This window comes from Caballeronia sp. LP006, from assembly GCF_031450995.1.
Taxonomy (GTDB): domain Bacteria; phylum Pseudomonadota; class Gammaproteobacteria; order Burkholderiales; family Burkholderiaceae; genus Caballeronia.
On the sequence record NZ_JARTVW010000003.1, the window covers coordinates 892,048 to 913,409 of the forward strand.

Annotated in this window: 19 protein-coding genes; 7 read left to right on the forward strand and 12 right to left on the reverse strand. The window is 64.4% G+C overall.

Translation table 11 applies throughout. The annotated features are described in order from the left end of the window. Positions 1-31: 31 nt before the first annotated feature. The 6 genes from P9250_RS08670 to P9250_RS08695 are packed head-to-tail and all read left to right on the forward strand — an operon-like array spanning position 32 to position 6,067. Positions 32-1,921, forward strand: coding sequence for a feruloyl-CoA synthase (locus P9250_RS08670; RefSeq protein WP_310392414.1), 1,890 nt, complete (start codon positions 32-34; stop codon positions 1,919-1,921). A gap of 44 nt (positions 1,922-1,965) precedes the next feature. Further along, positions 1,966-3,105 carry an acyl-CoA dehydrogenase family protein gene (locus P9250_RS08675; protein ID WP_244830299.1) on the forward strand — a complete coding sequence of 380 codons (1,140 nt, stop codon included), beginning with the start codon at positions 1,966-1,968 and terminating at the stop codon, positions 3,103-3,105. Positions 3,106-3,135: 30 nt separating this feature from the next. Continuing rightward, positions 3,136-4,320: a lipid-transfer protein gene (locus P9250_RS08680; protein WP_309847925.1), complete on the forward strand. Its 1,185-nt coding sequence runs from the start codon at positions 3,136-3,138 to the stop codon at positions 4,318-4,320. Between the two features lie 28 nt (positions 4,321-4,348). Further along, complete coding sequence (locus tag P9250_RS08685; RefSeq protein ID WP_244830295.1) at positions 4,349-4,789, forward strand: MaoC family dehydratase N-terminal domain-containing protein; 441 nt, start codon at positions 4,349-4,351, stop codon at positions 4,787-4,789. 12 nt (positions 4,790-4,801) lie between these two features. After that, the gene (locus P9250_RS08690; protein WP_310392418.1) at positions 4,802-5,218 is read left to right on the forward strand and encodes a MaoC family dehydratase; all 417 of its coding nucleotides are present in this window, start codon (positions 4,802-4,804) and stop codon (positions 5,216-5,218) included. Between the two features lie 24 nt (positions 5,219-5,242). After that, positions 5,243-6,067 (forward strand): SDR family NAD(P)-dependent oxidoreductase, encoded by an 825-nt coding sequence (locus P9250_RS08695; protein WP_244830292.1) that lies wholly within the window; start codon positions 5,243-5,245, stop codon positions 6,065-6,067. Between the two features lie 81 nt (positions 6,068-6,148). Here the strand turns inward: P9250_RS08695 and P9250_RS08700 are convergent, their stop codons facing one another. The 12 genes from P9250_RS08700 to P9250_RS08755 all read right to left on the reverse strand — a co-directional run bounded on the left by P9250_RS08700 (position 6,149) and on the right by P9250_RS08755 (position 20,366). Then, positions 6,149-7,309: a CaiB/BaiF CoA-transferase family protein gene (locus P9250_RS08700; protein WP_310392420.1), complete on the reverse strand. Its 1,161-nt coding sequence runs from the start codon at positions 7,307-7,309 to the stop codon at positions 6,149-6,151. A 161-nt stretch (positions 7,310-7,470) separates the two neighbouring features. Next, positions 7,471-9,027, reverse strand: coding sequence for a long-chain-fatty-acid--CoA ligase (locus tag P9250_RS08705; RefSeq protein WP_310392422.1), 1,557 nt, complete (start codon positions 9,025-9,027; stop codon positions 7,471-7,473). Positions 9,028-9,050: 23 nt separating this feature from the next. Then, on the reverse strand, positions 9,051-9,845 hold the full coding sequence (locus P9250_RS08710) for a crotonase/enoyl-CoA hydratase family protein (protein WP_309958750.1): 795 nt from the start codon (positions 9,843-9,845) through the stop codon (positions 9,051-9,053). A 75-nt stretch (positions 9,846-9,920) separates the two neighbouring features. After that, positions 9,921-10,925: an acyl-CoA dehydrogenase family protein gene (locus tag P9250_RS08715; protein ID WP_310392425.1), complete on the reverse strand. Its 1,005-nt coding sequence runs from the start codon at positions 10,923-10,925 to the stop codon at positions 9,921-9,923. A 25-nt stretch (positions 10,926-10,950) separates the two neighbouring features. Beyond that, positions 10,951-12,108 (reverse strand): acyl-CoA dehydrogenase family protein, encoded by a 1,158-nt coding sequence (locus P9250_RS08720; RefSeq protein WP_310392427.1) that lies wholly within the window; start codon positions 12,106-12,108, stop codon positions 10,951-10,953. A 93-nt stretch (positions 12,109-12,201) separates the two neighbouring features. Then, the gene (locus P9250_RS08725; protein WP_309958450.1) at positions 12,202-13,389 is read right to left on the reverse strand and encodes a lipid-transfer protein; all 1,188 of its coding nucleotides are present in this window, start codon (positions 13,387-13,389) and stop codon (positions 12,202-12,204) included. Between the two features lie 27 nt (positions 13,390-13,416). Next, a complete protein-coding gene (locus P9250_RS08730) occupies positions 13,417-14,556 on the reverse strand; it encodes an acyl-CoA dehydrogenase family protein (protein ID WP_310392430.1) in 1,140 nt (379 codons plus the stop codon). A gap of 143 nt (positions 14,557-14,699) precedes the next feature. Beyond that, on the reverse strand, positions 14,700-17,441 hold the full coding sequence (locus tag P9250_RS08735) for a LuxR C-terminal-related transcriptional regulator (protein WP_310392432.1): 2,742 nt from the start codon (positions 17,439-17,441) through the stop codon (positions 14,700-14,702). A 315-nt stretch (positions 17,442-17,756) separates the two neighbouring features. Next, positions 17,757-18,017, reverse strand: coding sequence for a helix-turn-helix transcriptional regulator (locus tag P9250_RS08740; RefSeq protein WP_310392434.1), 261 nt, complete (start codon positions 18,015-18,017; stop codon positions 17,757-17,759). Further along, the gene (gene epsC, locus P9250_RS08745; RefSeq protein ID WP_244830271.1) at positions 18,014-18,991 is read right to left on the reverse strand and encodes a serine O-acetyltransferase EpsC; all 978 of its coding nucleotides are present in this window, start codon (positions 18,989-18,991) and stop codon (positions 18,014-18,016) included. Before epsC ends, P9250_RS08740 begins: the two co-directional genes overlap by 4 nt. A gap of 187 nt (positions 18,992-19,178) precedes the next feature. Next, on the reverse strand, positions 19,179-19,406 hold the full coding sequence (locus tag P9250_RS08750) for a hypothetical protein (RefSeq protein ID WP_244830270.1): 228 nt from the start codon (positions 19,404-19,406) through the stop codon (positions 19,179-19,181). A gap of 129 nt (positions 19,407-19,535) precedes the next feature. Then, entirely contained in the window at positions 19,536-20,366 is an 831-nt protein-coding gene (locus P9250_RS08755; RefSeq protein ID WP_250494312.1) for a helix-turn-helix transcriptional regulator, read from the reverse strand. Positions 20,367-20,464: 98 nt separating this feature from the next. Between P9250_RS08755 and P9250_RS08760 the strand changes: the two genes are divergently transcribed. Continuing rightward, on the forward strand, positions 20,465-21,352 hold the full coding sequence (locus tag P9250_RS08760; RefSeq protein ID WP_310392438.1) for an SDR family oxidoreductase: 888 nt from the start codon (positions 20,465-20,467) through the stop codon (positions 21,350-21,352). The last annotated feature ends 10 nt before the right edge of the window (positions 21,353-21,362 follow it).

Here is a 21,362-nt window from a genome sequence, read left to right on the forward strand (position 1 = left end):
GTGCGCACTGAAGCCAAGGAGACAGGCGTAAATGAGTACGCTGATGGATGACGTATCTGCAGTAGCGCCTTATCGTCCCGTGCGTTTCCCGGAGCGCCGGCCGCACATCGAGCACCGTCCCGACGGCACGCTTATCCTCAGTTCGGCGAGCGCGCCGCCGGTCATTGCCGAGCGCAGCTTTTCCGCGTTCATTCCCGCGTGGGCCGAGCGTCGCGGCGACGACACGGCATTCGCCGAGCGCGATGCAACGGGCGCATGGCGCACCATTAGCTGGCGCGAACTGTGGGTACAAGTCCAGACGGTTGCCGCCGCGCTGCTCGAAATGGGACTGGGTCAGCAGCGTCCCGTGATCCTGCTATCAGGCAATTCGATCGAGCAGGCAGTATTGCTGCTCGCGGCCGAATACGTCGGCATTCCGAGTGCGCCGGTGTCGCCTGCTTATTCGCTCGTCAGCCGGGACTTCGCGCGTCTCAAAGGCGTGCTGCGAATGGTTCCGCCCGCCACGGTGTTCGTGCAGGATGCGGCGCAGTTCGCGCGCGCGCTTGCCGCTCTCGCCGCTTCGGGCGTCGCGGGCACGTCGATCATCACCGTGCGAAACGCCGCGCCCGGCCACCGCACCTGGGCCGACTTGCTCGCCAGCGGATTGACGCACGCGCGCAGCGCCGCCGTCGCGGCAGCGCATGCATCGATCGACGGCGCCCACACCGTTCGCGTGCTGTTCACCTCGGGCTCGACCGGTGTTCCGAAGGGCGTGCCGCTCACCTACGGCAACTTCAGGGCAGTCGCGTCCTACTACGCCGACAACCTCGGCTGGCTGCTGGAATCGCCACCGGTCTTTCTCGACTGGCTGCCCTGGCACCACGGTCTGGGCGGCGTGCTCAATCTCGGCCGTTCGATCCAGTTCGGCGCGACCCACTATATCGACGACGGCCGGCCGCTTCCGGGCCTGATCGAGCGCACGGTTCGCAATCTGCGCGACGTCTCGCCCACCGTGTTCACGAGCGTTCCCTCGGCGTGGGCCGTACTGGCGGGCGAACTCGAACGTGACCCCGTGCTCGCGCGAAGCCTGTTCGCCGACGTCCAGTATTTCGGCTATGGCGGGGCCAGCCTTCCCGCCGACGTGTGGAATCGCATCCAGCGCGTCGCCGTCGATACCATCGGCCGGCGCATCGTCTTTTCGACCGGTCTCGCCTGCACGGAAACGAGCGGCATGGGCACCTATTGTGGCTGGCCGTCGAAGGACCTCGGCAACATCGGCGGCCCGGTGCCCGGCTCCGAAGTGAAGCTGGTGCCGCTCGACGGCGGCGACGGACGCTACGAGATCCGCATGCGCGGCGCGAATGTCTTCGGCGGCTATCTCGACAATCCGGAACTGAGCGCGGCCGCGTTCGATTCAGAAGGCTTCTTCCGCCTCGGCGACGCCGTCCGTCTGGCCAATCCGGAAGACGCGGGCGAAGGCCTGCTCTTCGCCGGCCGCGTGGTCGAAGACTTCAAGCTCACCAACGGCACCTGGGTACGCACGGGCGCCGTCCGTCTCGGTCTGCTCGAACTGTGCGCCCCGCTCATTTCGGACGCGGTGATCTGCGGTCACGATCACGACTATCTCACCGCGCTTGCATGGCCGAATGTGGCCGCCTGCAAACGGCTCGCCCCCGAGCTTGCCGAACTGGACGCGGAAGCGCTCGCCCGGCATCCGCTCGTGGTGGCCGCGCTGCGCGAACGCCTCGTCACTCAGCGAGGCGGTGGCGCCAGCCGCACCATCGAACGCGTGATGCTGATGGCGGAACCGCCTTCCATCGACGCCAACGAGATCGCCGAAAAAGGCTACGTCAATCAGGCCGTCACCCGCGCGCGGCGCGCTCATCTGATCGAGCCTCTCTTTCACGCCGAGCCGGCCGCGCATATCGCCTGCGCACGGTAAGCCTCACACCCGGATCAGGCGGATCCTTTCTCAGGAACTTAGTCATGCACATTACTCGAACCGTCTTCCGCGACGATCACGAAATGCTGCGCACCAGCGTGCGCCGCTTTCTGGAACGGGAATGCGTTCCGAAACAGGCCGAATGGGACAAGACCGGCCGCGTCGATCGCGAAACCTGGCTGAAGGCGGGCCGTGAAGGACTGCTGTGCCTGACGCTGCCAGCCGAATACGGCGGCGGCGGCGGCGATTTCGGGCATGCGGCCGTGCTTAACGAAGAAGTGAATCGCGCGGGCCTGAGCGGGCTGGGCTTCGGCGTTCACTCGGACGTCATCGCGCCTTATATCGCACGCATCGGCAGCGAAGAGCAAAAGCAGAAGTGGCTCCCCAAAGTCTGCTCGGGCGAGGCAATTCTCGCCATCGCAATGACCGAACCGGGTACTGGCAGCGACCTCAAGTCCGTGCGGACGAGCGCCGTGCGCGATGGCGACGAGTACGTCATCAACGGCAGCAAGACCTTCATCAGCAATGGTCTGAATGCCGACCTGATCATCGTGATCTGCAAAACAGACCCGAGCGCGGGTTCGAAGGGCGTGAGCCTGATCGTGGTCGAGGCAACTCGTCCCGGATTTCGCCGTGGCCGCAAGCTCGACAAGGTCGGCATGCACGGGCAGGACACCGCCGAGTTGTTCTTCGACGACGTGCGCGTTCCGGTCGCCAACCGTCTCGGCGAGGAAGGTCAGGGCTTTGCCTACCTGATGGGTGAACTGCCGCAGGAGCGCTTGTCCATCGCCATCGGCGCGGCGGCGAAGCTCGAAGCCTGCCTCGAACATACGCTGAACTATGTGAAGGACCGCCGCGCCTTCAATCAGACCGTATGGGACTTCCAGAACACCAAGTTCAAGCTTGCCGACATCAAGGCCCAGGCCACGGCCGTGCGCCTGATGGTCGATCACTATCTGGCCGAGCACGTGCGCCGTCGCCTGACGCTCGAAGAAGCCGCCATCGCCAAGCTCTACGCCACCGAGACACTTGGCAAGGCGCTCGACGAGATGGTGCAGCTTCACGGCGGCTACGGCTACATGCTCGAGTACCCCGTCGCACGCGCTTTCGCCGATGCGCGCGTGAACCGCATTTATGGCGGCACGAGCGAGGTCATGCGCGACCTCATCTCCCGCAAGCTGTAAGTCGAACCTTCTTTTCCACGGAGCAGTGATATGACTCGTAACGTCTTCGTCGCCGGCGTCGGCATGATCCCGTTCAAGAAACCCGGCACCAGCGACACCTACGACGTGATGGGCGCCGGCGCGGTTCGCCAGGCACTGGCCGATGCCGGGCTCGACTACGCCGACGTCCAGCAGGCCTACGCCGGTTACGTCTACGGAGATTCGACCTGCGGTCAGAAAGCGCTCTACCGCGTGGGCATGACCGGCATTCCGGTCATCAACGTCAACAACAACTGTGCAACTGGTTCGTCGGCGTTGTTCCTCGCCCGTCAGGCCGTCCAGAGCGGCGCGGTGGACTGCGCGCTTGCGGTCGGCTTCGAATTCATGCAGCCGGGCGCGCTGTCATCGAAGTGGAGCGACCGCGCACCGGCGCTCGAACGCGCGCTGGATCTGGTCAACGAACTGGTCGACCGAACCGATCTGCCGTCGGCCATCCGCCAATTCAGCGGCGCGGGCCGGGCGCACATGGAGAAGTACGGCACCCGCCTCGAAACCTTTGCCAGGATTCGCGCGAAGGCGAGCCAGCATGCGGCGCGCAATCCGCTCGCCGTGTTCCGCAATGTCGTGACGCCGGAAGACGTGCTGGCCTCGCCGATGATCTGGGAAGGCGTGCTGACGCGCCTGATGGCCTGTCCGCCGACTTGCGGGGCGGCTGCGGCGATCGTCGTGTCGGAGGCGTTCGCGCGGCGGCACGGCTTGCGCACCGACGTGCTGATCGCCGGCCAGTCTCTCACCACCGACGAGCCGAGCACTTATGACAGCCGCGACATGATCCGCGTGGTCGGCTTCGACATGACGCGCTCCGGCGCGAAGCTCGCGTACGAGCAGGCAGGCGTCGGTCCCGAAGACATCGACGTGATCGAATTGCACGACTGCTTCGCGCAGAACGAGTTGTTGACCTACGAGGGCCTTGGTCTGTGTGCCGAAGGCGATGCGGAAAAACTCGTCAACGACGGCGACAACACATACGGCGGCAAGTGGGTGGTCAATCCCTCGGGCGGGCTCTTGTCCAAGGGTCATCCGCTCGGCGCGACCGGCCTTGCTCAGTGCTACGAGCTGACCCATCAGATGCGCGGCACGGCCGACGAACGTCAGGTGGAAGGCGCGAAGGTCGCGCTGGCGCATAACCTCGGGCTCGGCGGCGCGTGCGTCACGACCGTGTACAAGGCCGCCTGATGCCGCGACTTCCGATGGAGTATCCGACATGATCGATAAGAAGCACATCGGCCTGGTGATCCCGGCCTTTCGTACCGTGGCCGAAGCGGGACGACTGCGCTTTTTCGCGAAGGCGATCGGCGAGACCAACCCGATCTATTTCGATGAATCGGCGGCGCGCGATGCCGGCCACCCCGGCCTGCCACTGCCGCCCACCTTCCTGTTTTCACTGGAACTCGAGCAGCCCGATAAAAGCTGGCGCGACGAGATCGGCATTCAGGTCGCGCGCATCCTGCACGGCGAGCAGTCGTTCACCTATCACCGTCTGGCCTATGCGGGCGACGTGCTGCGCTTCGAGTGCCGCATCGCCGACATCTACGACAAGAAAGGCGGCGCGCTCGATTTCGTGGTGCGCGAAACGCGTGTGACCAACCAGCATGGCGAGCATGTCGCGGATCTGCGCAGCGTGCTCGTGCATCGCAACGGCTGAGGAGAAACCCGAATGACACCATTGAGTTTCGATGACATCGAGGTGGGCGACACACTGCCGCCGCTCACGCTGGCGCCCGTCGACCGCACGACGCTGGCGCTTTTCGCAGGCGCATCCGGCGATCACAACGCGGTGCACATCGACCTCGATTTTGCACGGCGTGCCGGCATGCCCGACGTCTTTGCGCACGGCATGTTGTCGATGGCCTGGCTCGGCCGCCTGCTGACGCTGTGGACCGACCAGCGCAATCTGCGGCACTTCGGCGTGCGCTTCGTCGGCATCACGCAACTGGGACACCGGATCACGTGCAGCGGACGGGTCGTCGACAAATCCGAGGCGAATGGCGAACGTCTCGTGAAGGTCGAGATCCAGACCACCAGTCAATACGGCGAGCCGCGCGTCCTGGGCGACGCGTCGATCGCACTGTAGTTTCGTTTCATCAAGGAGATAGACATGGGTAAGCTCGACGGCAAGGTAGCGCTCGTCACCGGTTCCGGACGTGGTATTGGCCGCGCGATCGCGGAGAAACTGGCAAGCGAAGGCGCGCGTCTCGTGATCAACGACCTCGACGCCGAGCCGGCGCACGAAACGGTCGAGGTTTTGAAGAAGATGGGCACGCAGGCCGTCGCGGTCGTCGGCAACGTAAGCGCGCCCGACTTCGCCGACCGCTTCATCGGCACGGCGATGAACACGTTCAAGGGCATCGACATCATCGTCAACAATGCCGGCTATACGTGGGACGACGTGGTCCAGAAGATGACCGACGAACAGTGGTACGCGATCATCGACTGTCACATGACCGCGCCGTTTCGCATTCTGCGCGCCGCCTATCCGCATGTGAAGGCGTTGCATGCCGCCGACAAGGAAGCCGGCCGCGACGTATATCGCAAGGTCGTGAATATTTCGTCGGTATCGGCGCTCACCGGCAATGCCGGGCAGATGAACTATTCGTCGGCGAAAGCGGGCGTGATCGGCATGACGCGTGCGCTGAGCCGCGAGTGGGGGCGCTTGAACGTCAATGTCAACTGCGTGGCGTTCGGGCTGATTCACACGCGCATGACGAAGGCGGATGCGGATTCCGGCGCGACGGTCAGGATCGAAGGGCGCGATATTCGCGTGGGCGTGAATGCGGAGCGGCTGAAAGCGCACGCGATGAGCAATCCGCTGGGACGCGGGGGCACGCCGGAAGAAGCGGCTGGCGGCGTCTATCTGTTTTGCTCGCCCGAGTCGAACTACATCACGGGGCAGACGGTGGCGGTAGCCGGCAATCTGCAGTGATGCGGGCAGTGACATGAACGCGCAACGGTCCGGCTCGAAGCCGGACCGTTTTGTTTGCTACCGCGTATGACTCGGACGGGCTCAGCCCTCTGCCTGAAAGCCGACCCCGTGAAGGCGCATGCGATCGACGGCGGCGTCGTCGAACCCCCAATCGTGCAACGCAGGCAGACCCCCTTCACCGCGTTGCGGCGCGGCGCGCGTGACCTTCGAAGGCGTGCGAGAAAAACGCGGTGCGGGTGCAGGCTGAACCACGCCAGCCACCTCGACGAAACTGCCGCGCGCCTGATGCTGCGGATGAGCCGGCGCTTCCGAAAAGCTCAAAACTGGCGCGACGCACGCGTCGCTACCTTCGAACACGGCGCACCATTCATCGCGCGTGCGTTCGAGAAAGGCCGCCGCAAAGCGTTCGCGCAGAACCGGCCAGCCGCTGCGATCGTGCTGCTCCGGCAATTCCGCGTCCGCGAGGCCGAGCTTCGTGAGGAGTTCGGCATAGAACCGCGACTCGACCGCGCCGACCGTCATGTATTGACCATCGCGAGTGCGGTAGCTGTCGTACCAGGGCGTGCCGCCATCCAGCAGATTGCTCTCGCGCTCCTCGCGCCAGTTGCCCGAAGCGAGCATGCCCCAAAAGATCGAACCCAGTTGTGCCGCGCCTTCGATCATCGCGGCATCGACTACCTGACCTTCGCCGCCACGCTGAACGTCGAAGAGCGCCGCCACCACGCCCAGCGCGAGAAGCATGCCGCCACCGCCGTAGTCGCCGACAAGATTCAGCGGCGGCACCGGCGCTCCGTCGGCGCGGCCGATGCCGGAAAGCACGCCGGACAGCGCGATGTAGTTCAGATCGTGCCCCGCGCGCGCGGCGAGCGGACCCGTTTGCCCCCAACCGGTCATGCGTCCATACACGAGTCGCGAGTTGCGCGACAGTGCGGCTTGCGGGCCGAGCCCAAGGCGTTCCATGGTGCCGGGCCGAAAGCCTTCGATCAGCACATCGGCGCGGGAAATAAGATCCAGCGCGGCTTCGGCCGCTTCGGGTTGCTTCAGATCCAGCGTGACCGAACGACGACCGCGCCCCGTGACATCCGCACGGTTGCCGTTGGTCTTCGGACCCAGATCGGCGTGCGGACGGGGCCGGTCGACTCGCAAGACATCCGCGCCCATGTCGGCCAGCAACATGGCGCTGAACGGCCCCGGACCGATTGCCTCGAATTCCAGCACGCGTACACCGCTCAAAACACCCATCGTTCCTCCCTTTTCGATTTTGCATGACGGTGCGTTCAGCGCACCGCGGTAGATCGGCTTTCCGTCTTCCGGATGACGGCCTCGATTCAGTGGAAGTAAGCCAGAATGCAGGAGAAGCTGCACCCCCCTGGCCGGGTGGAAGGCTTCGCTGCCTGACTTCGTTAGTTGACGGCGCGCGCCCTGCCCGCCCAGTATGCCGCGCGGAGTTCGCGCTTGAGGATCTTGCCCGCGCCCGACAAGGGCAGCCGCTCCCGAAACTCGATCGTTCTGGGACATTTATAGCCGGCGATGAACGCGCGGCAATGCCTGCGTATCTCTTCTTCGCTGGTCGTTTCGCCGGGCTTGCACACGATCACGGCGTGGACCGCTTCGCCCCACATGTCATGCGGCACGCCTATCACCGCACACGCGGCGACCGCGCCGTGAAGTGCGATCACGTTTTCGACCTCGGCGGAATAGACGTTTTCGCCGCCGCTGACGATCATGTCCTTGAGCCGGTCGACGATGTACAGATAGCCTCGGTCGTCCATATACGCGCCGTCGCCAGTATGCAGCCAGCCGCGACGTAGGGCCTGCGCGGTTTCCTCCGGCTTGTTCCAGTAGCCCGCCATTACGTTCGGTCCGCGCACGACGAGCTCCCCTACCGTGCCGCGCGGCACTTCCTGGCCCTGCACATCGACCACTTTCACCAGCAGTCCGGGCAGCCCACGGCCGATGGAGCGATAAAGGCCGCTCCTTCTCGCCGCGTCATCGTGATTGGCGGGCGGATTGACGGAGATGCTGGGACAGGCCTCGGTCATGCCGTACGAATGCGCCAGTTCGACACCCGGCAGGCATTCGATCACGCGATTCAGCAACGGCTCGGGAATAGGCGACGCGCCATAGGTGAGACGCCGCAAGCGCGACAAATCGGCCTGGGCAAAATCTGGGTGATTCAAGACGGCCTGGATCATCGTCGGCACGAGCAGGGTTTCGCTGACGTGCTCTTGATCGATTGCCTTCAAGACTTCGCGCGCGTCGAAGGCGGGAATGATCACATGCGCCTCGCCTGCAACGAACTGCACGAGCGCACGCCCTAGAGCCGCGACATGAAAAAACGGCGCGGCGTGCAGCACCGCGGTCCCGGCGAGCGGCGCCGATTCCGCAATTCGCATGATGCACGACGACCACATGTTCAGATGCGTCTGCATCACCCCTTTCGGAACACCGGTGGTGCCGCCGGTGTACATGATGCAAGCGAGGTCGGCGCCGCTGCGACCGATGTCCTCCATCGGCGCGGCTGCCGCGATCAGCGCGTCGAACGACAGCATGCCGTCCGGCGCCGCGCCATCGCCTGCGTGAATCAGTATTGGAACGGTTCGCACGAGGCGGCATACGTCGCGCGCGGTCTCGAGGTGCCGGTCATCCACGATCAGGATGCGCGTGTCGCAATCGTTCAACGAATAGGCGATCTCCGCGGCGCTCCAGCGAATATTGACGGGATTGAGCACGCCGCCGCCCCACCAAACGCCCATCGCATACTCGAGGTAGCGATCGGAATTCAGCGCCAGCATGCCGACCCGCTCGCCCTCCGTCAGGCCGAGTTCGACCAGAGCCGACGCAAGCCGCGCGACGCGATCGCCGAACTCACGAAAGGTCCGCCTGCGCCCTTTGAACGATACCGCCGTCCGGTCCGGGTTCTGCCGAAGCGAGCGATGAAGGCCCTGAGTCAACTGCATGCTGTCTTCCCTCCGCCGGCGCGTTATCCGTTGAACGACGGCTGCCGTTTGTCGATGAAAGCGGACACAGCTTCGCGGTGATCGTCCGTTTGATGAGCCAACGCCTGATAAGCCGCCGACATTTCCAGCAGCGTGTCGAGCCGGCAATGCATGCCTTCGCGCAGCAGCCGTTTGGCAAGGCGCACCGCATGCGGCGGATTGGCCGCGATGTCCTCGGCGAGGGCGCGCGCGGTCGCAAGCAGCGTGTCATGCGCAACGACGCGCGATACGAGATTCCATTCGAGCGCCTGCTGGGCGCCGATCACCCGGCCGGTGAAGATCAGTTCCGCCGCCCGCGACAGCCCGATGATGCGTGGCAGGAGCCACGCGCCACCATCGCCGGGAATGATGCCGAGCCGGACAAAACTTTCGGCGAACTTTGCGTGTTCCGACGCAATGCGTATATCACACATGCAAGTGAGATCCAGTCCGGCGCCGATTGCCGCGCCATTCACCGCCGCGATGACAGGCACTTCCAAATTGAAGAGCGCGAGTGGCAACTGTTGAATGCCTCGCCGGTACTCCTGACGGATCTCCATGCCTGACATGGACCCCGATGCATGCCGCTCCATGTCATGGACGTTGCCGCCCGAAGAGAAGGCCGTTCCGGCACCGGTCAGGATCACGGCCCGCACCGAGCGGTCCGTCTCGATCCGCCTGATCGCGTCGAGGAATTCGTCCACCGCCGTGTTGCCGGTCAGCGGATTGCGGCGCTCAGGCTCGTTCATCGTCAGCGTGACGATATGACCGTCCTGCTCGTACTTCAGAAAGTCGTTCATGGAATGTCCGGTCGTTATTAGAAGCCGTCGTCTCCGGCCGTTTTGTTTCAGGCCGTTTTGTTTCAGGCCCGTCACTCAGGCTGTTTCGAGCGGCGCGGTTCGTGCGAAGTCGGCGATGGTGGGGGTCATCCGCGCGAGCGCCGCCTCGCCGACCACGCAATTCCAGTACGCCTCGGAACCGTCGGCCATGCGCCATTCGTGCAGTCTGCGCGTATAGAGCTGCAGGTCGTACTCCGCGGTCACGCCGATAGCCCCGTGCAGCGCGTGAGCGATGGATGCCACCAGCGGCACCGCCATGCTGGTGCGCGCCTTGGCGATCGCCGTCGCGAGCCGCGCCGGCACAGGGCCGGCGCCGGAAAACGCCAATTCGGCTGCAATTGCCGCCGCGCTCGTGTGCTGGGCCATCACACTCAACTGATGTTGCACCGCCTGAAACTTGCCGATGGACTTGCCGAATTGAGACCGGTCGTTGCAGTACCGAAGCGTCATGCCGAATACACGATCCATCGCACCGGAGATGGCTGCCGCGTGAATGGCCGCGCTGAACAGAGGCACTTCCCCGCCGCTTCGACCGAGCGGCGCGGAAACGCGGTCGCCGCGCCATGTCAAGGTTGCGCACAGGCTGCCCCGCACGCCGCCCGGCTCGCGTGCGGCATGGTTCGCGTCGAGCAGAAGCAGAGCGCCATCGAGATTCGCGAGCACATATTCACAGATGGTCCCGAACGGCGTGGCGGGCGCCTCCAACGATTGGTGCTCATCGTCAAAGCGTCGGCAGCGGCCCGCCAGCGTGATCATGCCGGCTGGAGCCGCAATGCCGCTCTCGCGCAACAACGCCCGCGCCGCGATGCTCTGCGCCACCGGCGCGGGCGTGGCGAACCGCCCCAGCGTGACGAAGACAGGCGCGAGCGCGGACAGCGCAAGCCCGGCACCGCCCGCGCTTTCCGGCGTCAGCAGTTCCAGAAAGCCGGCTTCTTCCAGTGCAGCCCAGATGGCCGAGGGCGAGCCACCGTTTTCGATGGCCCTGATGGCGTCGGGAGTTGCGTAATCGCGCAGAATGGCCTCGATTGCTTCCGTGAACATCGGAGTCTTTCCTGATGCATGAGAATTAGCGCAAGCCCAGGCCGCGCGCGATCATGCCGCGCAGCACTTCGCGCGTGCCGCCGCGCAACGAGAATGCAGGGCAAACTTGACTGAGATAGGCCAGCGTCCGATACAGCTCGGGTGCGATGGACCGTGCCGGATCGGCCGTGATCGCGGCTTCCAGCAGCGCGGGTATGGTCTGCTCGAACTCGGTGCCGATGTCCTTCACCAGGGCGGCCTCGACCACGGGGCTCTCGCCGCGCACGAGCCGCGCCGTCACCGCGATGGACATGCAACGCAATGTCGCCAGTTGCGCGACGAGGCTGCCAAGCAAAGCAAGGTCAGCGGGTTTCGCGCTCTCTCTTCGCAAATGGGCGACCCAGCTATCGAGCAGCACGACGCTCGAATAAAGCCGCTCCGGGCCGCTACGTTCGAACGCGAGTTCCGCGGTCACCTGTTCCCAGCCTGCGCCTTCATCGCCGATCAGCGCTTCGTCGTTGAGGAAGACATCGTCGAAGGTCACTTCGGAGAAGTGCGCGTCGCCCGTGAGGTCCACGATAGGCCGCACATTCACGCCCGGCAACGCGAGATCCACGATGAACTGCGACAAACCCTTCTGGCGATCCTCCGGCGCTCCCGACGAACGCACGAGCGCGATCATGTACTGACAGTGCTGTGCATTGGTCGTCCAGATCTTGCGGCCGTTCAGCCGCCAGCCGCCTTCACTGCGTACCGCGCGGGTTCGCACGCTGGCGAGATCCGAGCCCGCGTTGGGTTCGCTCATCCCGATGCAGAAAAACGCCGACGCGGTGCAAATGCGCGGCAGGTAGAAGTCCTTCTGCGCCTGCGTTCCGTAGCGCAGGATCAATGGACCGCTTTGCCGGTCCGCGATCCAGTGCGCGGCCACCGGTGCGCCAACGGCAAGTAATTCTTCCACCAGCACGAACCGTCGAAACGCATCCATTCCCGCGCCACCGTAACGCGTGGGCAGCGTGAGCCCGACCCAGCCGCGCGCGGCGAGCCGACGGCTGAATGCGGCATCGAAGCCCATCCATGAACGGGCGCGGACGTCGGCCGCGGCGGGCGGCAGATGTTCCGCGATGAACTCCTTCACTTCCGCGCGGAAGGCTTCGGCCTCAGCGGGCAACGCCGTTAGATGAAGGGCATCCAGCAGATTACTCACGTCTCGCTCCCCGTGTTTGCATGACAGACGTCCGATGAACGGCGCCCGTGTTCGAAGTGCGAAGTCGAATGCATGGTCACGCTCGAAGCCGCGTCAGTTCGTGCCGTAAAGCGTGACCACGCACGCACCGCCCAACCCGAGGTTGTGCTGCAACGCATGCCGCGCGCCCTCGACCTGACGCCGGTCCGCGCTGCCGCGCAACTGATGCGTGAGCTCGTAACACTGCGCAAGCCCCGTTGCGCCCAACGGATGTCCCTTCGAAAGCAGCCCGCCCGACGGATTGACCACGACCTTGCCGCCATAGGTGTTGTCGCCGTCCTTGACGAATTTTTCCGCGCCACCTTCCGGACAGAAGCCAAGCGCCTCGTAGCAGATGACTTCGTTGTGCGCGAAACAGTCGTGCAGTTCGCATACGTCGATATCTTCCGGTCCGACACCCGCGTGTTCGTACACTTTGTTGGCCGCCGAACGCGTCATATGCGTGCCGACGTAATTGAGCATCGACGGCGGATCGAACGAAGCGGGCGGATCGGTGGTAAGTGCCTGCGCGACGATCCGCACGTCGTTGCGCAGCCCGTGCTTCTTCGCGAAACGCTCCGACACGAGGATGGCGGCAGCGCCGCCGCACGTTGGCGGGCATGCCATCAGGCGCGTCATCACACCGGGGATCAGCACCGTATCGTTCATGACGTCTTCGGTGCTGACTTGTTTGCGAAACAGCGCAAGCGGATTATTGGCGGCGTGACGGCTCGCCTTGGCGCGCACGGCGGCGAACGTTTCCATCGTCGTGCCGTGACGCTTCATGTGTTCACGTCCCGCGCCGCCGAAGGTTCGCAACGCCTGTGGAAGATGCGCGAGATCCGCCGTCAGGCCATGCATGATCGGCACGAACCGTGCGCGCGTGACCGGGCGGTCGTCCCAGTGCGACTTCAGCGCGCCCGCCTGCATCTGTTCGAAGCCGAGCGCCAGCACGCACTCGGCGTCGCCCGTGGCAATGGCCTGACGCGCGAGATAAAGCGCCGTCGAACCCGTCGAACAGTTGTTGTTGACGTTGACGATCGGGATGCCCGTCATGCCGACTTCGTACAGTGCGGTCTGGCCGCAGGTGGAATCGCCATAGACGTAACCGGTAAAGGCCTGTTGCACGAGGTCGTAGGGAATGCCGGCGTCGGCGAGTGCGCGGCGCGTCGCCTCCGCTCCCATTTCGATGTAACTCTGGCTCGCGCCCGGCTTGGCGAACTGAATCATTCCGACGCCTGCCACCAGCACTTTTTCGCTCATGATGTTTCCCGTCAATAGTAGGGATGCTTACAGTTTTCTGGAGATCAGGTCGCGCAGCACTTCGCTGGTGCCGCCGAAGATGCGCGTCACCCGCATGTCGGCGAACGCGCGCGCGATCGGATACTCGAGCATGTAGCCGTAGCCGCCGTGCAACTGCACCATCTCGTCGATGCACTTCCACATGGTTTCGGTCGCGAACAGCTTGGCGATGGCGGCTTCCTGCAAGGTGAGCCTGCGCTCCATATGCTCGCGGAGGTAATAGTCCACCAGCGTGCGTACGGCCACTGCTTGCGCCTTGACATCGGCCAGCTTGAATTTCGTGTTCTGGAAGTCCCACACCGTCTGATTGAACGCGCGGCGATCCTTGACGTATTGCAGCGTGAGCTCCAGTTGGCGTTCGAGTTTCGCCGCACTGTAGATCGCGATGATCAGGCGCTCCTGCGGCAGTTCTTCCATCAGGTGGATGAATCCACCGTTTTCCTGACCGATCAGATTGGTGACGGGCACGCGAACGTCGTCGAAAAAGAGTTCGGCCGTGTCGGCGGCGGCCTGACCGACTTTCTCCAGCTTGCGACCGCGCCGAAAGCCCGCGCGGTCGGTCTCGACCATGATGAGGCTTACGCCTTTTGCGCCCGCGGACGGGTCGGTCTTGCAGACCGCCACCACCATGTCGCAATTCAGGCCGTTGGAAATGAAGGTCTTGCTGCCGTTGATGATGTACTCGTCGCCGTCGCGGACCGCCGTGGTGCGGATGGACTTCAGGTCGGAGCCCGTGCCAGGCTCGGTCATGGCAATGGCGAGAATCTTCTCGCCGCGACAAATGGGCGGCAACCAGTTGCGTTTCTGCGCCTCGGTGCCGAGACGCACGATGTACGGCGCGGTGATGTCCGAATGCACGGAATAGCTGAAGCCCGACACGCCAGCGCGATGCAGTTCTTCCGCCACGATGGACGAGTGCCCGAAGTCGCCGCCGCCACCGCCGTATTCTTCCGGCACGGTCACGCACAGCAGTCCTTCGCGGCCCGCTTTCAGCCAGGTCTCACGATCCACGCAACCGGCCTCGTCCCATTTGGCCTGACGGGGCAGGCATTCCCGCTCGAAAAAACGCCGCGCGGTTTCGCGCAGCATTTCATGGTCCTCGCGATAGACATTACGCTTGACTTCCACCGAACACTCCTCATGACGGATTGTCGCGGCCCACGCATGCGGGAGCGTGCCGCTTCGACAAGGTCATTCTGCGTCGGGAACGGGTGGAACGAGCCCACCCGCGTAGGGTGGAAAGCACGGGAAAGCGGGCAGCGAGCGCATGGTCAGCCGGCGTTCAGATCGCGCATTCTGGCGACAGCGCCATCGCGGCCGGTTACGTCGAGCTTTCGATAGATATTTTTCAGATGCCATTTCACGGTGTCGAGCGACACATCCATGACGCGCGCTATTTTCTTGTTCGGCAGCGCGAGCGCGAGCAGACTCAGCACCTCGCTCTCGCGTTCGCTCAACAGATCGCCCGAGGCCTGCGAACCGCTCGCCCCGGCAGGGACGCGTGCGCGTGCTTTCCCCGCATTCACGAGACGCTCCGCGTAGAACGCCAGCACGGGATCGAAGTGCGGGTCCGACACGACGACGTCGAGCATTGCCTGCGAGTCGCCCGCGCCATCGAGCACGCTGCGCATGAGTCCGAGGCGATGGCCCACGCGCAACGCCTCGGTCAGATGCTCGCGGGCGCGTTTGTCGTTGCAACGGCCTTGCTCCGCGATGGCCAGCTGCAGGCGCACGCTCGCCACGCGGCTCCACCGCCCGCCCGCCTCGGACAACGCGGCGAGCGGCTTCAGACGCGCGACGGCGCCGTCGAAATCGTTCTGATGCAGACACATGGCGATACGCGCAAGACCGGCGCATACGCTGATTTCCCACGCCGTGCTGCGCACCGCGCCCGAGTAACGCACGGCGAGCGCCTCCAGCCGTGACAGCGCGGCATCCGCTTCGTCGACCTGGCCGTCGTCCAGCAGCCAGCGCGAACGCCAGTGGAGCGCGCAGGCGAGCAGCCGGTCGACCTGGCGGCGCGCCGCGTAATCTTCGAGACGCGTCAGATAATCGAGCGCTTCGCCGCGTCTGCCCGCCAGCCAGTGAGCGCCGGCCAGCACGGTCAGCGCGCGCAGTACTGTGTCGGGAATGGACACTCGTTCGAGCAGGTCGATGCGGTTCTCCAGCAGCGCGAGCGCGGCCTCGACATCGTTCAGTTCGTAAAGCGCCTCGCCCAGCAGCGCCGCCGACATGCACGCAATACCGATATACGCCGCGCCTTGCTTGTCTGCCTCGCTCAGCACCTCGCGCAGAACGCGCTCCGCGAGCAGCACCTGTCCTTCGGCGGCGTGCGTCATGCCGCCCATGCATCGGCCGAGCAGGATGCCGCGCGGCGCGCCTTCACGCGACGCACCTTCTTCCAGCACCTTGCGCGCCTCCGCGTACTCGCCGCGATGGATGAACATCCACGAGAGAATGTTGCTGCGCCCGGCACGGGTGAAGGCGTCGGCGTCGGACGGCACGCGCTGCAATTCCGGTAGCAAGGCGGCCACGGAGTCGGTATCGTCGCGCTGCAGCGCCAGTCCACCCCGCAACACGGCAAGCGCATACCGCTCGCGCGGGCCGGACCGCTCGCTGCGCCGTGCAATCTGCCGAATGCCCTGCTGCAGCGCATCGGTTTCGCCGGCATACATCTGCAGATACGCCTGCATCACGAGGAGATCGAAGCGCGCCGCCACTTGTCCCGGCGGAAGGCGGCGCATGAGGCTCGCGAGCTGCCGCAATTCGCCGCGCGCGAGCAGCGTGTGAGCGAATCCCTCGACCATATTGGCGGCTGCCTCGCTGTTTCCAGCAAGCACGGCATGTTGAACTGCCTCGTCCATGTGACCGTGCGCATCGAACCAGTGCCATGCCGCTGCATGAAGCCCACGTTGCGCTTCGTCTGGCAGACTTGCCACGCGGTTCAGCAGGACGCTGCGCAACAACGGATGCAGGCGGTACCACGCATCGCGCTCCTGTTCGGGGGCGACAGACGTGACGAACAGATTGTCGGCCTCCAGGCGAATGAGTTGCGCGGCGATATCGTCGATGGCGACACCAACAACGCCGGCTTGGTCCAGCAGATCAGCGCAGAGCGGCGCGCAGAAGCGGCCGCAGAGGGCCGCGTGGGTGAGCAGGAGCACATCGTCGCGGGGCAAGCGGGCCAGCACCTCGCGTTCGAAGTAGCCCACGAACGCCGCGCCTTCGCACACGCTCGCTGGCGCAAGCGGAGCCCCGCGTCTGGCTTTGAGGTCGTTCGCGAATAAATGGAGGCCGGTCGCCCAGCCGTCAGTGAGTTCGTGCACGACCTGTGCGTCGCGCTTGCCGATCCGGCCGGACTGCTCGCGAAGAAAACGCTCCGATTCCTCGGCGGAGAAACGCAAGTCCTGTTGATCGAACTCCGTGGTCAGACCTTGCGCGCGCAATCGCGCGAGCGACAGCGGCAACGGCCGCCGCGAAGTCAGTACCACATGCAGTTGCGGCGGCGCGTAGTCGATCAGCCATCGCAACGCCTCGAATATGCGCGCGTCCCTGAGATGGTGGACGTCGTCGAGCATCAGCACGAGTTCGCGTTTGTGGCGGGCGACACCCCGCACGAGAGCGATGACCCAATGTTCCACGGCAAGTTCGTCGCCATCGCGTGCGGTGAGGCGTTCCGCCATGTCGACGATCGACCGGTCCACCAAGGCGAGACTCGCGAGCAGACCGGCGAAGAATATGCGCACCTCGTCGTCCGCAGGCGCGAGCGACAGCCATGCCACGTCGAAGTCGAGCGTCAGAAGGGAGTGCCGCCACGCCATGAGCGTGCTGGTCTTTGCGCTTCCGGCCGGCCCGTGAATGACGATGCAGCGCTGGCGCCGTGCGTCGAGCAGGCGGGCCAGCAAGGCGCTTCGTGGCATCAACTGACGTGCGCCGCGTGGCGGTACGAACTTGTGCGCCACACGCACGACAGACACGGGGGATTCGACTGCGGTTTCGCCAAGATCGGACATGCTGGACTCTGCAAGCGGGGCCGTGATTCGTCCCGATTGTAGAACCCGGTCGATGCATTCCGAAGGCCTCTTACGACCACCCACCCGATTCGGGTGGGTTGGCGAGCCGGCCACCCTACCCCGATGGCCACGCATGCTGCGACGGCATCGGTGGATTCATCGACGCGCGGCCTTTGTTTCGAATTGAGATCGTCGTGAGGAGCGGCCCGCCGGGACCGCCAAGCGCGATGCTGCCGCAGGCTTACGAGACACTTCAAAAGAAGCGTCTGTGCATGCATCGCACGCAATACGGCCGATGAACCCGACGCGCCCGCGTCACTTCGCCGATGGCGTGGACTCCGATATCAGCGACGCCAGATCTCCACGCGACGCGCCGAAAAGACGCCCCGCCGGCACATTGAACGCTTGCGCGATCTTGTCGAGCGTCACGATGGAAGCGATGCACGTCCCACGTTCTATCTCGCCGACATAGGAGCGATTGAGCCCCGCATGTTCGGCGAGTTGTTCCTGCGTCCAGCCGAACGACTCGCGCAACTCGCGCACGGTCGCGCCGAAGTGACGCACCACCGTGCTCATGGCGTGACCTGTTCGGCTTGCGGCGCGCGCTTGGGCGTTTGCACGACCGTTTGGGTCGGCGTCTGCGCATGCGACACCGCCGCGCTCTGCGAAAGCGCCTGCGTCACGTAGCTTCCCGGCGCGACATCGTGCGTGAGCCATACGTTGCCGCCGATCACCGCGCCTTGACCGAGCGTGACGCGGCCCAGAATGGTCGCGCCCGCATAGATGACGACATCGTCTTCCACCACGGGATGCCGTGCGAGTCCTTTCTCCAAATTGCCTGCGGCATCGCGTGGAAAGCGTTTGGCGCCGAGCGTCACCGCCTGATAGATGCGCACGCGGTCGCCGATCACCGTCGTCTCGCCGATCACCACGCCCGTGCCATGATCGATGAAGAATCCCGCGCCGATCTTCGCGCCCGGATGAATATCGATGCCCGTCTCGCTATGCGCGAGTTCCGCGACGATGCGCGCGAGCAAAGGCAACTCCAGCCGGTACAACTCATGCGCGATCCGGTGATGAATCATCACGAGAATGCCGGGATAGCAGAGCAGCACTTCATCGACGCTGCCCGCCGCCGGATCACCCTGATAGGCCGCGAGAATATCGCTGTCCAGAAGGCTCCGAATGCGCGGCAACGTCTTCGCGAAGGCCTTTACCGCGGTGCTCGCGCGTGCGTCGATGGCCGCATCGTCGCGCGGTGCGTGACGCGCCTTGTATTGCAGTTCCAGCTTTGCTTGCACGAGAAGCCCTTGCAGCGCGAAATCGAGCGCATGGCCCACGTAAAAGTTCTCGCTTTCCTGACGCAGATCGGGCGGTCCGAGCCGCATTGGAAAGAGCGCGCCCTTCATCGCGCCGACGATATCGGTCAGCGCCTCGCGCGCCGGAAGTTCGCGCCCGCCCGGTTCGAGCGATCGCCGCTGCACTTCCCGCCATTGCTGGCGCACCGTCTGAAGCGACTGGACGATGTCATCGATATCGAATACGGCCACGGTTGCAGTCCTCTATGTTTGAAGCTCGACGTCTTGGTCACCTGACAGTCGCCCGACAAAAAGGCAACCGTCTATAGCCATCAATCCCGACTATGAGAGACATGACGGGAAAGTGGAACCAAGCAAAATTCATTTGCATAGAAGATGGTGCGGATGGCGCGGCGCGGCGCCGCGGTGAAGATTGCTGCTAGCGCCTGAGCGCCGCAAACCGCTTGTTGCGCTGGTCGATCCACATCCGCGCCCAGCGCAACGCATACGCGACCGCGTGATCCGCCTCGAAGAAGTAATCGAGTGCATCGAACGTGAACGACGAGCCGTGCGGCGACACCTTGTTCTCGATAGTCAGGTTTGCCGCGAACAGGCCGCTCGGCATGGCATGGGCAGACGGTGCCACGTCGTATCCCTTGTATCGCATGGAGGTCTCCGTTTATGCGCGTGCGGACCGTAGCGTCCGCGACGTTTTTATCCTAGTACGCGCGCCATGCCGCACCAACGAAGCCTTTGGTCTTAGCAAATTAACAACGCGCTCACTTGGATAGGATCGTTACGCCTTCGCGGCAGCGAGGACCTTGACGCGCGCGGCTATCTCCGGGTCCATTGGCGTGTAGACGATCATGCCGAGATCGGGCCGGCCATCGACGGAGAATGCGGAATACTCCAGCTCGATCTGACCGAGCACGGGATGAAGCAGGCGCTTGATGCCATTGCTGTCGCCGTGGTTCAGCACATCGTTGTCGCGCCATAACGCCTCGAATTCCGGGCTCGCGCCGCAGAGTTCGTCCACGAGTTCGCTTACCTCGGAAGCGAGTCCGGCACGCGCAACATCCGCTCTGAACGCGCCCACGACGAAGCGCGCGACGCTTTCCCAATCGTGCTGCTTGGCCCTGACCGTGGGATTGCGAAACAGGAACTGCAGGATATTGCGCTCGCCGGGCGGCAGCGTGCCGTAGTCGGTCAGCACGACAGCGGCGGCGCGGTTCCACGCGACCACATCCCAGATGGCGGTCTTGATGATTGCCGGACTCGCTTCGAGCGAATCGAGCAGGCGTTGCAAGCGGGGGTGAACGCCTTCGACCGATTTGTAGCGCACTTCGGGCGGCCGCCCGAGGCCCAGCATGAAGAGATGCTCGCGTTCGGTATCCGTCAGCATCAATGCGCCGGAGATGCGGTCGAGCACTTCCGCCGATGGCGCGCCGCCCCGCCCTTGTTCGAGCCACGTGTACCAGGTCGGGCTGATATGCGCGCGCTGCGCGACCTCTTCCCGGCGCAGGCCGGGCGTTCGTCTGCGCCCGGAATACCCGAAGCTCGCCGGGTCGAGCCGCGAGCGACGGCTCCTCAGGAAATCGCCCAGCGATCGTGCCGTGTTGACTGACATGAAGACCCTGTTAGTCGCTTTACCATGATGAAGTCACTACTTTAACGGGATAAGAAACGATCGGATAGTAAGCGGGTCACGACCAGGGAGCTTTGACCATGCGTATTTTTCTGACAGGCGCGACCGGTTTTATCGGCTCGGCCCTCGTTACCGAACTCATTCGCGCCGGGCATCAGGTGCTCGGCCTGACGCGCTCCGATGCGGGTGTGCAAACGCTCGAGAAAGCGGGCGCCGAGGTTTATCGCGGCACGCTGGAAGAGCCGGACAGTCTCGTCGCTGGCGCGGCGCAAGCAGACGCCGTCATCCACACGGCTTTCGATCACGACTTCTCGAGGTTCGTCGAGAACTGCGAGAAGGACAAGCGCGTCATTGCCGCGCTCGGCTCGGCGCTCGAAGGCTCGGACCGGCCGCTCGTCATCACGTCGGGAACCGGGATGGGCGGTGGCGCGCATGGCGAGGCGGCGAGCGAGGATGTGTTCAACGCGAGTCATCCGAACCCGCGCATCGCGTCGGAACTCGCGGGTCATGCGTTGCTGGACGCGGGCATCAACGTCTCGGTCGTGCGGCTGCCCCAAGTCCACAATCCGTTCAAGCAGGGACTCATTACGCCGCTCGTCGAGGTCGCGCGGAAGAAAGGCGTATCCGCTTATGTCGGCGATGGCCAAAACCGCTGGCCGGCGGGTCATCTGTCGGATGTCGCGCGGCTTTATCGGCTGGTCGTGGAAAAGGGCGAACGGGGCGCGCGATATCACGCAGTGGGTGAAGAAGGCGTCAGCAGCCGGGAGATCGCCGAGTCGCTGGGACGAGGCCTGAAGCTGCCGGCCGTTTCCATCGCGCCGGAGGAAGCCGCCGCGCATTTCGGATGGATGGCCATGTTCGTCGGTCTGGATATGCCCGCATCGAGCGCGTTGACGCAGGCGCGGCTCGACTGGCATCCGACCGGGCCGACGTTGATCGCCGATCTGGACGAGGCGCGGTATGTTTAACGCTTGAACG

Excerpts from the sequence above, each read along its gene's own strand:
- P9250_RS08670 (WP_310392414.1), top strand. The coding sequence starts at position 32 with ATGAGTACGCTGATGGATGACGTATCTGCAGTAGCGCCTTATCGTCCC.
- P9250_RS08675 (WP_244830299.1), top strand. The coding sequence starts at position 1,966 with ATGCACATTACTCGAACCGTCTTCCGCGACGATCACGAAATGCTGCGC.
- P9250_RS08680 (WP_309847925.1), top strand. The coding sequence starts at position 3,136 with ATGACTCGTAACGTCTTCGTCGCCGGCGTCGGCATGATCCCGTTCAAG.
- P9250_RS08685 (WP_244830295.1), top strand. The coding sequence starts at position 4,349 with ATGATCGATAAGAAGCACATCGGCCTGGTGATCCCGGCCTTTCGTACC.
- P9250_RS08690 (WP_310392418.1), top strand. The coding sequence starts at position 4,802 with ATGACACCATTGAGTTTCGATGACATCGAGGTGGGCGACACACTGCCG.
- P9250_RS08695 (WP_244830292.1), top strand. The coding sequence starts at position 5,243 with ATGGGTAAGCTCGACGGCAAGGTAGCGCTCGTCACCGGTTCCGGACGT.
- P9250_RS08700 (WP_310392420.1), bottom strand. The coding sequence starts at position 7,309 with ATGGGTGTTTTGAGCGGTGTACGCGTGCTGGAATTCGAGGCAATCGGT.
- P9250_RS08705 (WP_310392422.1), bottom strand. The coding sequence starts at position 9,027 with ATGCAGTTGACTCAGGGCCTTCATCGCTCGCTTCGGCAGAACCCGGAC.
- P9250_RS08710 (WP_309958750.1), bottom strand. The coding sequence starts at position 9,845 with ATGAACGACTTTCTGAAGTACGAGCAGGACGGTCATATCGTCACGCTG.
- P9250_RS08715 (WP_310392425.1), bottom strand. The coding sequence starts at position 10,925 with ATGTTCACGGAAGCAATCGAGGCCATTCTGCGCGATTACGCAACTCCC.
- P9250_RS08725 (WP_309958450.1), bottom strand. The coding sequence starts at position 13,389 with ATGAGCGAAAAAGTGCTGGTGGCAGGCGTCGGAATGATTCAGTTCGCC.
- P9250_RS08735 (WP_310392432.1), bottom strand. The coding sequence starts at position 17,441 with ATGTCCGATCTTGGCGAAACCGCAGTCGAATCCCCCGTGTCTGTCGTG.
- P9250_RS08740 (WP_310392434.1), bottom strand. The coding sequence starts at position 18,017 with ATGAGCACGGTGGTGCGTCACTTCGGCGCGACCGTGCGCGAGTTGCGC.
- P9250_RS08750 (WP_244830270.1), bottom strand. The coding sequence starts at position 19,406 with ATGCGATACAAGGGATACGACGTGGCACCGTCTGCCCATGCCATGCCG.
- P9250_RS08755 (WP_250494312.1), bottom strand. The coding sequence starts at position 20,366 with ATGTCAGTCAACACGGCACGATCGCTGGGCGATTTCCTGAGGAGCCGT.
- P9250_RS08760 (WP_310392438.1), top strand. The coding sequence starts at position 20,465 with ATGCGTATTTTTCTGACAGGCGCGACCGGTTTTATCGGCTCGGCCCTC.